The organism is Acidobacteriota bacterium (genome assembly GCA_003696075.1).
GTDB lineage: Bacteria > Acidobacteriota > Polarisedimenticolia > J045 > J045 > J045.
Map to the genome: position 1 here is coordinate 31,587 of RFHH01000193.1, position 15,792 is coordinate 47,378.

At 72.6% G+C, this 15,792-nt stretch carries 15 protein-coding genes; 4 read left to right on the forward strand and 11 right to left on the reverse strand.

The window, feature by feature from the left end:
• Nucleotides 1–5 precede the first annotated feature (5 nt).
• From D6718_12635 to hemW, 11 genes are all read right to left on the reverse strand, one after another.
• Nucleotides 6–617: a hypothetical protein gene (locus D6718_12635; protein ID RMG43299.1), complete on the reverse strand. Its 612-nt coding sequence runs from the start codon at nt 615–617 to the stop codon at nt 6–8.
• The gene (locus D6718_12640; protein ID RMG43284.1) at nt 530–3,142 is read right to left on the reverse strand and encodes a leucine--tRNA ligase; all 2,613 of its coding nucleotides are present in this window, start codon (nt 3,140–3,142) and stop codon (nt 530–532) included. Before D6718_12640 ends, D6718_12635 begins: the two co-directional genes overlap by 88 nt.
• Nucleotides 3,143–3,170: 28 nt before the next feature.
• Nucleotides 3,171–3,608: a transcription antitermination factor NusB gene (gene nusB / locus D6718_12645; protein RMG43285.1), complete on the reverse strand. Its 438-nt coding sequence runs from the start codon at nt 3,606–3,608 to the stop codon at nt 3,171–3,173.
• Nucleotides 3,609–3,621: 13 nt separating this feature from the next.
• Nucleotides 3,622–4,095: a 6,7-dimethyl-8-ribityllumazine synthase gene (locus tag D6718_12650; GenBank protein ID RMG43286.1), complete on the reverse strand. Its 474-nt coding sequence runs from the start codon at nt 4,093–4,095 to the stop codon at nt 3,622–3,624.
• Between the two features lie 114 nt (nt 4,096–4,209).
• Complete coding sequence (gene mtnP / locus D6718_12655; GenBank protein RMG43287.1) at nt 4,210–5,091, reverse strand: S-methyl-5'-thioadenosine phosphorylase; 882 nt, start codon at nt 5,089–5,091, stop codon at nt 4,210–4,212.
• Nucleotides 5,088–7,007, reverse strand: a complete 1,920-nt coding sequence (locus D6718_12660) for a thioredoxin domain-containing protein (GenBank protein ID RMG43288.1) — start codon at nt 7,005–7,007, stop codon at nt 5,088–5,090. Before D6718_12660 ends, mtnP begins: the two co-directional genes overlap by 4 nt.
• A gap of 20 nt (nt 7,008–7,027) precedes the next feature.
• Complete coding sequence (locus tag D6718_12665) at nt 7,028–7,522, reverse strand: FHA domain-containing protein (GenBank protein RMG43289.1); 495 nt, start codon at nt 7,520–7,522, stop codon at nt 7,028–7,030.
• Nucleotides 7,519–8,259: a methylmalonyl-CoA epimerase gene (mce, locus tag D6718_12670; protein RMG43290.1), complete on the reverse strand. Its 741-nt coding sequence runs from the start codon at nt 8,257–8,259 to the stop codon at nt 7,519–7,521. The genes D6718_12665 and mce overlap by 4 nt, the downstream gene beginning before the upstream one ends.
• Before the next feature lie 16 nt (nt 8,260–8,275).
• Entirely contained in the window at nt 8,276–9,235 is a 960-nt protein-coding gene (meaB, locus tag D6718_12675) for a methylmalonyl Co-A mutase-associated GTPase MeaB (GenBank protein ID RMG43291.1), read from the reverse strand.
• Between the two features lie 16 nt (nt 9,236–9,251).
• The gene (locus D6718_12680; protein ID RMG43292.1) at nt 9,252–10,418 is read right to left on the reverse strand and encodes an acyl-CoA dehydrogenase; all 1,167 of its coding nucleotides are present in this window, start codon (nt 10,416–10,418) and stop codon (nt 9,252–9,254) included.
• A gap of 101 nt (nt 10,419–10,519) precedes the next feature.
• The gene (gene hemW, locus D6718_12685) at nt 10,520–11,650 is read right to left on the reverse strand and encodes a radical SAM family heme chaperone HemW (protein RMG43293.1); all 1,131 of its coding nucleotides are present in this window, start codon (nt 11,648–11,650) and stop codon (nt 10,520–10,522) included.
• Nucleotides 11,651–11,863: 213 nt separating this feature from the next.
• Here hemW and rsmA point away from each other — a divergent pair, with 213 nt between their 5' ends.
• The 4 genes from rsmA to D6718_12705 form a co-directional block, all read left to right on the forward strand.
• A complete protein-coding gene (gene rsmA / locus D6718_12690) occupies nt 11,864–12,715 on the forward strand; it encodes a ribosomal RNA small subunit methyltransferase A (protein ID RMG43294.1) in 852 nt (283 codons plus the stop codon).
• Complete coding sequence (locus D6718_12695; protein ID RMG43295.1) at nt 12,667–14,346, forward strand: ribonuclease J; 1,680 nt, start codon at nt 12,667–12,669, stop codon at nt 14,344–14,346. The genes rsmA and D6718_12695 overlap by 49 nt, the downstream gene beginning before the upstream one ends.
• An 11-nt stretch (nt 14,347–14,357) precedes the next feature.
• Nucleotides 14,358–15,164, forward strand: a complete 807-nt coding sequence (locus tag D6718_12700) for an undecaprenyl-diphosphate phosphatase (protein RMG43300.1) — start codon at nt 14,358–14,360, stop codon at nt 15,162–15,164.
• A gap of 95 nt (nt 15,165–15,259) precedes the next feature.
• On the forward strand, nt 15,260–15,792 hold a 533-nt coding region (locus D6718_12705), incomplete at its 3' end, for a hypothetical protein (GenBank protein ID RMG43296.1).

Sequence of the window (15,792 nt, forward strand, 5' to 3'; positions counted from 1 at the left end):
GCCGCTCAGAAACCTTCGAGCATCGAGGTGACCGCGGACCGGGCGAAGCCCTTCGCGATCTCGTCGATCGCCACGATCTCCGGATCGAACTCCGCCAGCGATGACTCCGGCACGTCGTACTGCTCCCGGAAGACGAAGTGATTCTGGCTCCACAGCACCAGCTCGGGTGAGGTCTGGAGCAGCCTGATGCGGGCGGTGACCACCACCTCCACGCGGTCGAACCGTCCCTGCTCGCTGAAGGTGACCGGTTCGGTCCTGAACGACATGATCGCCCCCTCGAGCAGGAGGTCGGCCCCCTCCGGGCCGGGGAGCACGACGAGCCGTCCCCGGCGGACGAACTCGTCCACCAGGGCCTCGGTGATCCGCTGCTCGAGTTCCGGCCGGTCGGTCTCGTTGGCCAGCGGCGGAATGCCGATCGTCCGGGCCGTCGCCGGCACCACCCCCGTGCCCTTGCCCCTCCCCGCGAGGTGATACCCGCATCCGGCGGCGGAAACCGCCGCGGCGAGCAGCAGGGCCGCCAGTCTCCACCTCAACCCGACACCACCAGGTTCACCAGGCGGTCGGGCACGAGCACGACGCGCCGGATCGTGCGTCCCTCCAGATGGCGGGCCAGCGATTCGGCCGCCTTCACCGCTTCGACGACTTCCGCCTCGCCCGCGCCACGGGGAACCGAGACCTGACCCCGGAGCTTTCCGTTGACCTGCACCGGCAGCGTCACCGTCTCCTCGACGAGGAGCGCCGGATCGGCCTCGGGCCAGCGGGCGCGGGCCAGCAGGTCGCGCCCGCCGATCCGGGCGTTCATCTCCTCCGCGAGGTGCGGAGCGAAGGGCGCGAGCAGCCGGGCGAGCACGTGCAGGGCCTCGGCGAGGGCCGCGGCGAGCGGAGAACTCCTCTCTACCCGGCGTCCCTCCGTCACCCGGTAGATCTCGTTCACCAGCTCCATCAGCGCCGCGACCGCCGTGTTGAGCTGCAGCTCCTCCTCGATGTCGCGTGTCACGCGCACGATCGTCCGGTGCGTCTTGCGTCTCAGCCGGTCGGCGTCCGGGTCCGCGGCCACCGCCGCAGGATCCTCCGGCACGGGGGGAAGGCCCTCGACCAGCGGCGCCAGCCGTTCGTAGGCGCGAGCCACCCGCTGGGCGAACCGGAACGTGCCCTCGATTCCCTGCTCCGACCATTCCAGGTCCTTCACCGGCGGACCGCCGAACAGGCTGAACAGGCGCATCGCATCGGCGCCGTACCGCTCGATCAGCTCGTCCGGGGTGACCGAGTTGAGCTTCGACTTGCTCATTTTCTCGACCCGGACCTCCACCGCCCGCCCGCAATGCGGGCAGCAGGGATCGCCCCCCTTCCGGCGGACCTCCGCGGGTGCGATGTAGTCGTGGACCTCGCACCGGTACGACGGGGCGTTGACCATACCCTGCGTGAACAGGCGCACCGCCGGCTCCTGGACCTCCAGCAGACCGAGATCGGCCAGCATCATCGTCCAGAAGCGGCAGTAGATGAGGTGGCCGACCGCGTGCTCGACGCCCCCGATGTACAGATCGACCGGCATGAAGGCCTTCGCCACCGCCGGATCGAACGGCTGGCGGTCGTTCCTGGGGTCGAGGTAGCGCAGGAAATACCACGAGGAGTCGACGAAGGTGTCCATCGTGTCGGTCTCGCGCCGCGCGGCGCCGCCGCACCGCGGACACGAGGTGTTCACGAACGAGTCCACCCTCGCCAGGGGGCTCCCCTCGAGTCCCTTCCAGTCCTCGATCGGGGGCAGAATGACGGGCAGATCCTCGTCCGGGACCGGGACGATGCCGCAGCCGTCGCAGTAGACCACCGGGATGGGGGTTCCCCAGTACCGCTGCCGCGAAACGCCCCAGTCCTTGAGCCGGTACTGCACCTCCGGCCGCCCGAAGCCCCTCTCGGCGGCGAAGGCCGCCATTCGCCGCCTCGCTTCCGCCGAGGGGAGCCCCGAGAACGGCCCGGAGCGCTCCACGATGCCGTCCTCCTCGTAGGCGCTCTCCATCGCTTCCGGATCGGGGAGCGCGCCGTCCGCGGGCCGCACGATCGGCCGGATGGGAAGGCCGTACTTGCGCGCGAACTCGTAGTCGCGCTGGTCGTGCGCCGGCTGGGCGAAGACCGCCCCCGTGCCGAAGTCCATCAGCACGAAGTTCGCCACCCAGATCGGCACCCGTTCGCCGTTGAACGGGTTGATGGCATGGCGCCCCGTGAAGACTCCCGTCTTCTCCCGGTCCTCCGCGGCGACCGCGTGGGGGCGCCGCCGCTCGTTCTCGACGAAGGCGCGAACCGCATCCTCCTGGTCGGTTCCCCGGGCGAGGTCGAGGACCGCGGGATGCTCGGCGGCCAGGAACAGCGCCGAGCAGCCGTACACCGTGTCCACGCGGGTGGTGAACACCTCGATCTCCCGCTCCTCCTCCCCCTCCACCCGGAACGCGAAGCGGCAGCCCTCCGATCGGCCGATCCAGTGCCGCTGCATCGCGATCACGCGCTCCGGCCAGCGTCCCTCGAGCTCATCGAGACCGGCGAGGAGCCGCTCCGCGTAACGGGTGGTGCGGATGAACCACTGCTCCAGCTCCACCACGGAGACCGGGGTGTCCTCGTGACGCCAACAGCACCCGGCGGGGGTGACCTGCTCGTTGGCGAGAACGGTGTCGCAGCGCGAGCACCAGTTCAGCGCCCTCCGCGCGCGGTAGGCCAGATCCCGCTCGAGCATGCGAAGGAAGAACCACTGGTTCCATCGGTAGTACTCGGGATGGCAGGTCGCGATCTCGCGGCGCCAGTCGTAGCTGAACCCGATCCGCTGGAGCTGGCGCCGCATCTGTGCGATGTTGCGCTCGGTCCACTCCGCCGGAGGAACGCCGTGCTTGATCGCGGCGTTTTCGGCTGGAAGGCCCATCGCGTCCCAGCCGATCGCGTGCAGGACGTTCCGTCCCCGCATCCGCTGGAACCACGCGACCGCATCGCCGATCGAGTAGTTCCGGACATGCCCCATGTGCAGTTGTCCGGACGGATAGGGAAGCATCTCGAGGCAGTAGAACTTCTTCCGGCTCGGGTCGGGATCGACCTCGAAGACGCGCTCCCGGCGCCAGCGTTCCTGCCAGCGAAGCTCGACCTCTCTGGGGTCGTAGGCCATCCCTGCCTCCACCCGGGGGCCCCGCCGGTCAGCCCCGCGTCAGCTCGCCCGCCTCCAGCCGGCGGCGAATTCCGTCGAGAACCCCGTTCACGAACGCCCCGGACTCCTCGCCCCCGTACAGCTTGGCCAGTTCGACCGCCTCGTCCAGGATCACCGCCGCCGGGGTCTCGCGCTCCTCGAGCAGTTCGAACAGGGCGAGCCTCAAGACGTTCCGGTCCACCACCGCCATCCGCTCCAGCCGCCAATGGGCCGAACCGGCGCGCAGCAGGGCGTCGAGCTCGTCCCGCCGTTCGTCCACCCCCCGGAACAGCCGCTCGGCGAACCGCCTCGCCTCCGGCTCCAGCGGCCGGTCGGAAAGTCCCCCGTTCAGATAGGCGCGCAGCACCGCCTCGGCCGGCTCTCCGGAGAGCTCGGCCTGGTACAGCATCCTCAGAGCCGCTTCGCGGCCGCGGCGGCGGGCTCCCACGGTTCCCTCGGTATCAGCCGGACCGGATCCGGCGGAACAGGCGCGCCATCTCGATCGCCGTCATCGCCGCGTCGAATCCCTTGTTGCCCGCCTTTCCCCCGGCCCGGTCGAGCGCCTGCTCCCCCGTGTCGCAGGTGAGAACGGCGTTGGCGACCGGCAGCCCCGTGTCGGCCGCGAGTCGTTCGAGCCCCCGGGTGACGGCGGCGGCGAGGTGGTCGAAGTGGGGCGTCTCCCCTCGCACCAGCGCTCCCAGGGCGATCAGTGCGTCGGGGCGCGGCTCCCGGCCCGCCAGCCAGCGCAGCGCCAACGGGATCTCGAACGCTCCGGGAACGCGCACCACCGTGACGTCGCCGTCCTCCACGCCGTGCCGCTCGAGAGCGTCCCGGGCGCCCGACAGGAGGGCGCTCCCGACGCGCTCATTGAACCGCGACACGGCGATCGCGAACCGGAGCCCCTTGGCGTCGAAACTCCCGGCGAGTTCCCGCACCGGCGCCCTCTCCTTCGCGACGGCCGGCCGATCGGCATCGACCGAGCCGCGAAAACCTTTGCAGAACTATGAGTTGGCCAATCTACCACCCGCGCTGGAACGCGTCCACCGGGGTCACGCGGACTCCCCTGCCCCTCCGAGGACACGGGAGAGGATCGGGGCGAGCCGGTCCCTCACGCGCGCGTCGATCGCGGACACCGGCGTGATGATCGCGCCGTCGAGGGCGCGCCGGCAGCTGCACCCGGAGGAGGGCAGCCGCTCCGCCAGCTCCGCCACCGCCCGGCGCGCCCGCTCGGCGTTCCGGTGCAGGCGCTCGACCACCGCATCGACGGTCACCGGCGGCTCGTCCGTTTTCCAGCAGTCGTAGTCGGTGACGAGGGCGAGCGTCGCGTAGCAGATCTCCGCCTCGCGCGCGAGCCGCGCCTCTTGCAGGTTCGTCATGCCGATCACCGACGCGCCCCATGACCGGTACAGCTCCGACTCGGCACGCGTCGAGAACTGGGGACCCTCCATGCACAGGTACACGCCTCCCCGGTGGACCCTCGCCCCCGCGGCCTCCGCGGCGTCGGCGGCCGCCCGGGCGAGCGCCGGGCAAACGGGATCCGAAAGCGACACGTGCGCCGCGATCCCCTCGCCGAAGAAGGTGTCCGCCCGGTGGCGCGTCCGGTCGATGAACTGGTCCGGAACGACGACGTCGAGAGGGCGGATCTCCTCTCTGAGCGAACCCACCGCCGAAGCGGAAAGGATCGCCTCCACCCCCAGCGACTTCATGGCGTAGATGTTGGCGCGGAAGTTGATTTCCGTGGGAAGCAGGCGGTGCGTCCGCCCGTGCCGCGCCAGGAAGGCCACCTCGATCCCCCGGAGCCGTCCGAGAACGATCGCGTCGCTGGGCCGCCCGAAGGGCGTCTCGAGCTCCACCTCGCGCCGGTCTTCGAGCTCCTCGAACGCGTAAAGCCCGCTTCCTCCCAGCACGCCGAGACGAGCGCCCCCGCTCACGGCTCGCCTCCTCCGCGGCGCCGTTTCGGCGGCGGCTCCACCGTTTCCGGGTGCTTCTGGCGTCGGATCGCCTCCTTCTGCTTGGCCACCTTCTCCGTCAGGTCGAAGGCGAGGGCCGACACGCCGGCCGGATCGACGATTTGCCGGGACCGGAGCATTCCGAGCCGGAGCGCCAGGCTCGGCTCGCCCGTGATCGACAGTCCGACGCGGAGCAGTTCCTCCCGGTCGTCCGGCAGCCTCCAGGTGTGCACCAGCACGAAGGGGTAACCGACCCCGAGCGCGGCCCGGCGCAGCGCATCGGCCCGCGCGCGGGGCCCGGGATCGACCACGTGGGCGAACATGGCCGGCTGAAGGTACTCGTAGGCAGCCAGCGCGAACGCCGGCATGTCGCGGTGCTCGCGCACGCGATCACCGGCGAAGGCGCGGAGGATCTCCCGCGCGCCGTCGCGATAGATCTTGCTGCCGTTGTGGTAGAAGATCCGCACCAGCGCCCGGGCCATCTCCGCGTTCGGCCGCAAGGGGAACAGAGGCGTCCGCAGCGGTCCCGGGGCGCGGGGATCGGTGAGGGTGTCGGCCAGCGCCCCCGTCCCGTCGGCCTTCAGGTTGCTCAGCGCCACCCGGGCCACGTCCCGCGCCGCGTCGAGCCAGCGCGCCTCGCCGGAGACCTCGTACGCGGAGACGAAGGCCCAGGCGGCTCCCGCGAGGTCGTCGAGGACCAGGAGGCTCGGAGGCACGGCGGCCCCGCCGACGACCGCCCGGGCCACGCCCCGGCCCTTCCTGTAGCGGTGCTCGAGCAGGAACCGGGCGGCATCGAGACCGCGCTTGACGAGCCCTTCGTCGCCGAACGCCGCACCGGCACGGATCAGGGCCGCCGCGGCCAGGCCGTTCGGCCCGGAAAGGACCGTCTCGTCGCGCCCCTCGGGGCAGGCCGGGCACAGGGCCGCCGCGAAGGCCCCCTGCGGCATCCCGAACTTCTCCGCGAGCAGGCGGCCGAGCGCGAGGCCGCGGTCGCGATAAACCCGTCGTCCCGTGACGCGGTAGGCCAACGCCAAGGTCTCGAGCAGCCGCGCGTTCCGGTCGAGCAGCTTCTCCTTCTGGGGATTCTCCCAGTCCAGCCCGAGGGCCATCCGGTACATCCCGCCGTCTTCGTCGACGAGGTGCTCCAGCAGCGTGTCCAGCGCCGCGAGCGCCATCTCGCGGTAGGGCTGTTCGACCTCGGCGGAGACCTTGAGCATGAACGACACGAGGTCGGTCTCCGGCAGGCGCGGTGGCCCGCCGAAGTAGCGGTGTTCGCGGTCGAACTGGCCCTTGAGGTGATCGCGGAGCGACCAGACGAGGGCGTCCTCGAGGGGACCGCCCTCCGGCACGGCCCCCTTCGCGGCGGCCGCGGCGCGTTCCCGGGCGAGCGAAACCGCCTCCTCGCGGCGCGTGCGGTAGAAGGCCCAGGCCTCCGAAAGCAGGCTGGCGAGCCTCTCCGCGGGCATCGGACCGAAGGCCAGGCGCTGCGGCGGCTTGTCTTGCGGCTCGTAGTAGAGCGGGTCGCCGTTCGGCAGCAGGAGCGTCGCCGCCGGCCACCCCGGCGCCGGATAGCGGCGCGCCAACTCCGGACGGAGGTCGGCGCGCTCACGGACCGTCACGTAACCCTCCGCCAGCGCGGCGCGCACTCGGGGGTCGCCCCAGAGGGTCCGTTCGGCCTCGGCGGGCGCGGGCGACCAGGGCACGTCGAGAACGAGCAGGATCAGGCGGTCTTCCGCGAGCGCACGCCGGAACGCGGGCGGGGCGAAGGGAAGCCACCGCACCGCCGCCGGCTCGTCCCGCGGGGCCTCCTGGGGGGCCGCCGGCGCGGCGGCCGCGGCAGCCGCCGCCAGCGCGGCGGCGAGCCCAAGAAGGATCCGCAGCCGTCTTCGCATCGGCATCTCCTCCTCCTGCCGCCGGATCAGCCGGCGGGGGGCATCGCGATCGTCACCGTGACCCGAGTCGATCCCACGCGGATCTCGTCCCCGTCCTGCAGCTCGACGGCGCTGACGCGCTGTCCGTTCACGTAGGTTCCGTTGGTCGAGCCGAGATCCTTCAGCAGCACGCAATTTCCCCCGTAGACCTCGAGGCTCGCGTGCCGTCGCGAGACCTTGCGGTCCTTGAGGGAGATGTCGACCGCACCCCGCCCGATCAGGACACGGGAGCGCGTCACGGGGAAGCTCGCGCCGGAGTCCGGACCCTCGACGACGTCGAGAACGATTTCCCAGCCGCCCGGGAGCGGAACCCGGGCGAGCTCCTCGCCGGCCGGTTCGGGCGTGGCCACGCGACCGGCCGCAGGCTTCGCCGCGACCATCACCGTCTTGGCGCGGCCGGAGCCCCGGGTGGCGCACTCCCCGCGGCACCCCTCCGGGCCGAGCGGTCCGCCGCACTTCGGGCATCGCCGCTCCCGCGTCATGGTTCGCCCCCCGATCTTCCGAACGACGCGCGCAGGGAGCGGCCCGTCCGCTCGCGGAAGCGGCGTTCGAAGGAGCCGAGGGCCGGCTGGTCCCGATCGGCGAGAAGCCGTTCCAGCCGCCCCATCGGCACGAACTGCAGGGTGGGTGCCAGCGGCCCGTTCCCGCCCCGCCGCCACTGCGCGACCCAATCCTCCCACGCGTCCACCGGGATGGCGTCCAGCACCACACCGGTCTCGTCGAGGCGGCAAAGGATCCCCAGCAACCGCTCCCTCGGTTCCTTGAGGCAGGCCACCACCACGTCGCCGACCGCCACCGCCGGGAGGCGGTCCGAATCGCCGCGATCCGGACGCTCGGAGAGTTCGATCAGGACCCCGCCGGTGTCCTTCGGGTGGAGGAACGCCACCCGGGCGCCGCGCGCCCCGTCGCGCACTCCCCCGATGGGAACGATCCCCGCATCGGACAGCCTGGCCGCCATCGCCTCGATGTCGCCCACTCCCAGGCAGACGTGGTGCAGCCCCTCGCCCCGGCGGCTCAGATGACGCCCCACCGGGGTGTCCTCGCCGAGCGGCTCGAGCAGCTCCACGTGGAGGCCTCCGGACTCGAGGAACCAGGTGCGCACGCCCTCCTCCGGGACCTCCTCGACGCGCTCGAGGGCCAGCCCGAGGAGCTCCGACCAGAACCGGCTCCTCCGCGCCGGGTCCCGGACGGCCACCCCGATGTGGTCGAGCCCGTTCACGCGCACTCCTCCCACCTCAGCGCTCCTTCGTCCGCGTCCCGCTGCCGATCAACTCGCTCACGGCTGCGTAGGGATCCACCTCGCGGGCCGCCAGACGCCCGACCAGCCGCTCCCAGCCTTCGGCCCCGATGCCCTCGCGGATCGCCCGGCGCAGCAGTTCCTGCTCGGCGAGGTCCTTCAGCCGCTGTTCCGCGCGGCGCCGGCGGCGAGCGGCCCTTCCGCCGTCGGCCTCCAGCCTCGCGACGTGACGGTCGATCGCCCGGACCAGCTCGGGAACGCCTTCGCCTCTGATCGCCACGGTCTTCAGGATCGGGGGCTTCTCCGTCCGGTCCTCGACCAGGCTCAGCATCTGCTGCATCTCCGAGACCAGCTTATCAGCCCCCTCCCGGTCGGCCTTGTTCACGACGAACAGGTCGGCGATCTCGAGGATCCCGGCCTTGATCGCCTGGATATCGTCGCCCATCCCGGGCACGAGGACGACGACGACCGCGTCGGCGACACCTGCGATGTCGATCTCGTCCTGGCCGACGCCGAGGGTCTCGATGAGAACCACGTCGTACCCGGCGGCGTCGAGCAGGTCGATCGCGTCCCCCGAGGCGCGGGCCAGCCCGCCGAGGTGCCCGCGGGTGGCCATCGAACGGATGAAGACCCCCGGATCGCCCGAGTGCCGCATCATCCGGACCCGGTCGCCGAGAATCGCCCCGCCCGAAAAGGCGCTCGAGGGGTCGACGGCGACCACTCCGACCTTCGAGCCCCGCCGGCGGTACTCGCCGACGAGCTGATCCACCAGGCTGCTCTTGCCGGCTCCCGGGAAGCCGGTGACGCCGACGGTGACGGCGCGGCCGGTGTGGGGATAGATCCGCTCGGACAGATCCGCCACGCTCTCGTGTCCCGATTCGGCGAGCGTGATCGCGCGGGCGAGGGCCCGCGGCTCTCCGGCGAGCACGCCCTCCGCGAGCGACCGGGCGTCCATCATGCGCGGCCCCGCCCGCTCACTTCCGCGCCGCGGGAACGTCGAGGCGCCCCAGGAGCCGGCGCGCGATGACCAGTCGCTGGATCTCCGAGGTCCCCTCCCCGATCGTGAGCAGCTTCGCGTCGCGGTAGTACTTTTCGACCGGGTAGTCCTTGACGAACCCGTAGCCGCCGAACACCTGGACCGCCTCGTTCGCCACCCACACGGCCGTCTCGCTCGCGAACAGCTTCGCCATCGCCGAAGCGGTCGTGACGGGCCGCCCCTCGTCGGCCAGCTGCGCCGCCCGGTACGTCAGCAGGCGGGCGGCCTCGATCCGCGTGGCCATGTCGGCGATCTTGAACTGGATCGCCTGGAACGCGCCGATCGGGCGCCCGAACTGCTCCCGCTCCCCGGCGTACCGGAGGGCGTGTTCGTAGGCTCCCCGTGCCGTCCCCACCGCGAGAGCGGCGATCGAGATCCGGCCGCCGTCCAAGACCTTCATCGCCTGCCGGAATCCTTCGCCTTCAGCCCCGACCAACGCGTCCGCCGGCACCCGGCAGTCCTGAAGGACGACCTCGGAGGTGTCCGAGGCGCGCATGCCGAGCTTGTCCTCGTGCTTGCCCACGCTGAGGCCCGGAGTCCCCTTTTCGACGATGAACGACGAAATGCCGTGGTGGCCCTTCGAGGGGTCGGTCGCCGCGAACACGACGATGACCTGGCCCACGGACGCGTGCGTCGTGAACGTCTTGCTGCCGTTCAGGATCCAGCCGTCGCCGTCCCTGACCGCGGTCGTGCGCGTCCCGCCGGCGTCCGAGCCTGCGGTGGGCTCGGTCAGTCCCCAGGCCCCGATCCACTCGCCCGTGGCCAGCTTCGGGAGATAGCGGCGCTTTTGGGCCTCGCTGCCGAAGAGGAGGATGTGCCCGGTGCAAAGGCTGTTGTGAGCCGCCACGCTCAGGCCGATCGCGGGGCAGACGCGCCCGATCTCCTCGACCACGCCCACGTAGTCCACGTAGGTGAGACCGGCGCCTCCGTACTCTTCCGGCACCAGCACCCCGAGGAAGCCGAGCTCCCCCGCACGCCGCATCGTCTCGGCGGGGAAATACGCCTTCTCGTCCCACTCCCGGACGTGGGGCGCGATCTCCTTCTCCGCGAACTCCGCCGCGGCGCGGCGGACCATGCGTTGCTCTTCGGTCAGGGGAAGGTTCACGGCGATCGCCTCCGTCGCGCGGCATCCCGCCCGCCGGCGGGCCGCCGCCCGCGGGGATGATACCGCCCGCCCGGCGCGGCGGCCCGCGCGCCCGGGCGGTCTCAAAGGAGGTCGGCGAGCAGCTCGTCCGCGATGAGCCGCCCTCGCTCGCTGAGCTTCAGACGCCCGTTCTCGCGGACGAGCAGGCCGTCCGCCACACCGCGCTGGAGGACGGGGCGGCGCGCCTCCACGGGCCCCTCGCCGTGCACCGCGGCCACATCGGCGAGGTCGATGCCCTCCTCCCGGCGCAGGCCGAGGACGATCGCCTCCCCGGCACGGCGGTCCGGGTCGTACGGCTCGGCCGCCGGGCTCCTCCCGCTGCGGACCATCCGCTCGTACTCCCGGAACCGCCTCGGGTTCGTCCAGCGCCGCCCTCCGACGTAGCTGGCCGCCCCCAGACCGAGGCCGAGGTAGGGGCGGTCGCTCCAGTACTTCCGGTTGTGCCGCGAGGCGTGCCCGGGGCGCGCCCAGTTCGAAATCTCGTACCGTTCGTAGCCGGCCTCTCTCAGGATCCGAGCGGCGGCGCCGTACATCTCCGCCGCGGCATCGGGGTCGGGGCGGGGCCGTTCGCCCCGCTCGATCGCCCGGACGAGCGGCGTCCGCCCGTCGAGCTCGAGGGCGTAGCAGGAAACGTGATGCGCGCCGAGACCGACGACGCACGCCAGCTCGTCCTCCCACCGGCGGACCTCCTGCCCCGGCCAGCCGAAGATCAGGTCGGCGCCCACCGAGGGGATCCCGGCCTCGAGAGCGAGGCGAAGGGCTCGGACCGCCGCCGCCGCTTCCCCGGGCCGGCCGAGGGCCGCGAGCCCCTCCGGTGACGTGCTCTGAACGCCGACCGGCAGCCGGGTGATTCCCGCCGAAACCCACGCGTCCAGCCGCTGACGGGTCACGTCCTCCGGGTTCGCTTCGAGCCCCACCTCGGCGAGAGGAGCAAGATCGAAGGCGCGCTCGAGGGCCATACGGAGACGTTCGAGTTCCGGCGGATCGAGCAGCGAGGGGCTCCCTCCTCCGAAGTGGAGCGTGTCGGCCGGCGGATGGCCCAACGACTCGCCGGCACGCTCGATTTCGCGGACGAGGAGGTCGAGGTACTCCGGCACGAGGTCGGCGCGCCCGGCGATGACGGCGAAGTCGCAGTAGGCGCACCGTGCCCGGCAGAACGGCAGGTGGACGTACAGCCCCAAGGTCTCGGCCATCGCTCCGAGACTACAGGATGCCCCCGGACGATCCCGGCCGCGCGGGCGGTCGCTCGGGCCTCGGCCGCGACGCGCGGCGGGCGAGTTCGAAACGTGCCGCCGCACGTTGGAGGGACGGCCCTTACGTGGGGCGCCTGCCCGGCTCCGATCCCGGATCGCCGGGCCCCGGCAAGCTCCGGACGGGCCCGGCTCGGCTCCACGCCATCGAGGCGGATGTCGGTCAGAATGGGGCCCGTGAGCGGCAGCGACCGTTTTCGGCTCCGCGGCGGGTCTCCCCCGAAGCGCCGCTACGGCCAACACTTCCTCTCCAGCCCGGCCCACGCCCGCTCCATCGTCGAGCGGTTCGCCCCGAGCCGGGAGGACCGGGTGGTGGAGATCGGCCCCGGGCGGGGGGCGCTGACGATCCCCTTGGCCGGGCGCTGCGCTCGCCTCGTGGCGCTCGAGATCGATCCCAGACTCGCCGCGCCGCTGGCGGAGAGGCTTTCGGGGAAGCCGGGCGTCGAGGTGCGGCTGGCCGACGCGCTCGCCGTCGACTGGCACGAGCTCGCCCGTGAACTCGGCGGACCGTTGCGCGTGATCGGAAACTTGCCGTACAACGCCGCCACCCCGATCGTTCGCCGTCTGCTCGCGTGCGACGCGGTGAGGGAGGCCTTCGTGATGTTGCAGCTCGAGGTCGCGCAGCGGTTCCTCTCCCCTCCCGGCCGGAGGAGCTACGGTCCGCTCGCCATCGTCGCCGCCCTGCGGTCGGAACGCCGCCGGGTCGCCGTGGTGCCGCCGGGGGCGTTCCATCCGCGACCGCGGGTGCGCTCCGCCATCGTGCGGTTTTCGGCCAAGGACGATCCGCCGCTGCCCGCCCACGAGATCCCGCGGCTCGAGCGGTGGCTTCACGCCGGGTTCTCGGCCCGGCGCAAGACCCTGCTGGCCAACCTCCGGAAGCACCGAGACACGGTGGCGCGGTTCCTCGAGGAGCGTGGACTCCGCGCCGACGCTCGCGCCGAAGCGCTCGCGCCGATCGATTGGCTCGACTTGGCCCGTCGGCTGGAGGCGGAGGGCGCGTCCCCGTGAGCGATTCCCTCCGTATCGTCTCGCTGGGCGGCTCCGGCGGATTCGGGCTGAACGCCACCCTCGTCGTCTGGCGCGGGGAGGCGCTGCTCGTCGATTTCGGCGCCGGATACCCCCACGCGGGAATGCTCGGCGTGGAGCGGCTCGTCCCCGACCCCCGCCCCCTGATCGACGAGGTGGGCCGGCTGCATGCCGTGCTGCTCACCCACGCGCACGACGACCATTGCGGCGCGATCGGGCATCTGCCCCCGCCGTGGCGGTCCGCCCCGGTGTACGGCCTTCCCCTGACCCTTCGAGTGGCGCGCGACCGTTGCCTGGAGGCGGGCCGGTCTCTCACCGCGGCGGCGCTCCCGGAGGAGGGCGAGCTGGCCATCGGCCCGTTTCGCGCCCGCTTCGTCCCGGTGGCGCACTCCGTACCGCAGAGCTCGATGCTGGTGATCGACACGCCCGCGGGGCGGCTGGTGCACTCCGGCGATTTCAAGTTCGACGACGATCCGGTCTCGGGCTCGCCCACCGACCGCGACCGGTTGCGCCGCCTCGGCAGGGAGGGGGTGCGGGTGCTGTTGCTCGACAGCACGGGAGCCCGCACCCCCGGCCGTACCCCGGGCGAACGGCTCGCGCGCCGGAAGGTGGCCGACGCGGTGCGGGGCGTCGAGGGTCAGGTCCTCGCCACGACCTTCTCCAGCCACGTCGACCGGATCTCCGCCTTCCTCGCAGCGGCGGCGGCCGAAGGTCGCACCGTGGGCCTCGTCGGGCGCCGCATGACCGAGATGGCCCGGCACGCGCTCGAACTCGGCCTCCTCGATCCCCCTTCGGGTCTCCTCGCGAGCCCGGAGGAGGTGGCCGAGCTTCCTCCTCGCCGGCGGCTTTGGCTGGCCGGCGGCTGTCAGGGGGAGCTCGGTTCGTCGATGACACGGATCTCGTTCGGCAACGATCGCCTGGTCCGCACGGGCCCCGGCGACCGCGTGCTGATCTCCGCCCGCGTGATCCCGGGCGCGGAACCGCTCGTCAGCCGGATGATCGACCGGTTTCTCCGGACGGGAGCCGAGGTGTGGCACGCGGACGACCACCCCGGGCTCCACGTCTCCGGCCATGCGGCCCGAGAGGAGCTGCGGGAGATGGTCGAGTTGCTGGCCCCGGAGTTCGTGGTGCCGGTGCACGGCGACCGGCGGCACCTGGAGATGAACGCCGCGATCGCCGCCTCGGCCTCCGCGAAGGCGGTGGTCGCCGAGTCGGGGGAATGGCTGGCCTTGGGTGGCGAAGGGATGGTCAGGGGGGCCTCGGTGGACCTCCCGCCCCGCCTCTTCGACGCCAGCGGGCGGGAAGCGACGGCGGACGAGGTGAGGCGGCGGCGGCGGATCGCGCGTCACGGCATCGTGATCGTCGTCCTGGAGGGCGAGGAGGGGGTCCGGGTCGACGCCCACGGGATCGCCGGCTGGGACGACGACCCCGACCTCCGCCGGGAGATCCTGACCCGGGCCCGCGAGATCGCGGCCGGCCGGCGCGGGGAGGGCCGCCCGCCCGGGGCGCTGGCCGAGGAGCTGGCCCGCACGCTCGGCAACCTGCTGCGGGGCGAGGCCCGGTTCCGGCCGGAGGTGATCGTCTCGGAACCCCCGCGAGAGGAGGAGCGGTGACCCCCGTCCCCTTGCGGCTGTGGGAGGCGGCCCTTCTGGGTCTCGTCGAGGGGCTGACGGAATACGTCCCCGTCTCGTCCACCGGGCACTTGATCCTCGTCGCGGCCGTGCTCGGAAGGGGCCACGATCCGGCGATCAAGACGTTCGAGATCGCCATCCAGGCCGGCGCCATCCTCGCGGTGCTCGGACTCTACCGCCGGCGCGTGGCCTCGATGGCGGCCGGGATTCTCGGACGCGACCGGGAGGGCTTGCGCCTGCTGGGCCACCTCGCCCTCGCGGTGGCCCCGGCGGTCGCGGTCGGCCTGCCCCTCGGCGAGACGATCAAGCGGCGCCTCTTCTCCGGCGGTCCGGTCGCGGCCGCGCTCGCCGCCGGCGGCGTCGCGATGCTGGCTTCCGAGCCGCTCCGACGCCGGAGAGCGCGGAACGGGACCGGTCTCGAGCGGCTCGACGCCCGCCGCGCCCTGCTCATCGGCGCCGCCCAGTGCCTGGCCTTGTGGCCGGGGACCTCCCGGTCGCTCGTGACGATCCTCGGCGGCCTGGCGGTCGGACTCCATCCCGCGGCGGCGGCGGAGTTCTCCTTCCTCCTCGCCCTCCCGACGCTCGGAGGGGCGACGTTGCTCGACCTCGTGCGGAGCGGCGGGACGATGGCCCGGACCGTCGGGCCGGCCGCGTTCGCCACCGGCCTCGCCGTGTCGTTCGCGAGCGCGGCGCTGGCCATCCGGGGCCTGGTCGCCTGGCTCTCGCATCGGGGACTGGCCCTGTTCGGGCTTTACCGGCTGGCGCTCGCGGCCCTGGTCGCGATCGTCCTGTTCCGGTGAGGGCGTCCGGGGCCTTTCACCGGCGTCCGTCGCGGCGGTAGGATGACCGGGCCCGCTTCGCGGCCGGCGGCCCGGCGGGCGGGAGGTGTCGAGCCGTGGCGAACTGGTGGCGCACCGGATGGGAGATTCCGCGCGCGCGGGAGGTCGGCGGAATCCTGCTCACGGGCCTCGGCGTGCTGGTGGCGGTCGCCCTCGCGACCTACTCGCCGACCGACCCGTCGTTCTTCGTCAGCACGCCGGACCGCCCGTCCAACTGGGCCGGCCCCCTGGGCGCGCAGACGGCGGCCCTCCTGTACAGCGGCCTCGGACTCGCGGCGTGGTTCGTGCCGCTCATCCTCTTCGCGGCCGCCGCGCGCCGGATCCGCGGCTCCGGCGAGGGCCTGTCGCGCTCGGCAGCCGCCGGTCTGGCCCTCGTCGGCCTGTCCACCACGGTCCTGCTGACCCTGGTCATCGGCCGGATCTCGCTGGGAGGCGCCCCGCTGATGGCGGGCGGCCTGCTCGGCTCGACGCTCACGGGTTGGCTGGTCGCCGGGCTGAGCCGTGTCGGCTCCGCCGTGGTCGCCGGCACGCTGCTGCTGGCGGGGGTGGCCCTCGCCGCACGCTCGTCGCTGGCCGATCTCACCGTCAC

Bases quoted from the DNA above. Each gene is read 5' to 3' on its own strand.
- D6718_12660 (RMG43288.1), bottom strand. From the start codon at position 7,007: ATGCCGATGCGAAGACGGCTGCGGATCCTTCTTGGGCTCGCCGCCGCG.
- D6718_12640 (RMG43284.1), bottom strand. From the start codon at position 3,142: ATGGCCTACGACCCCAGAGAGGTCGAGCTTCGCTGGCAGGAACGCTGG.
- meaB (RMG43291.1), bottom strand. From the start codon at position 9,235: ATGATGGACGCCCGGTCGCTCGCGGAGGGCGTGCTCGCCGGAGAGCCG.
- D6718_12665 (RMG43289.1), bottom strand. From the start codon at position 7,522: ATGACGCGGGAGCGGCGATGCCCGAAGTGCGGCGGACCGCTCGGCCCG.
- hemW (RMG43293.1), bottom strand. From the start codon at position 11,650: ATGGCCGAGACCTTGGGGCTGTACGTCCACCTGCCGTTCTGCCGGGCA.
- rsmA (RMG43294.1), top strand. From the start codon at position 11,864: ATGTCGGTCAGAATGGGGCCCGTGAGCGGCAGCGACCGTTTTCGGCTC.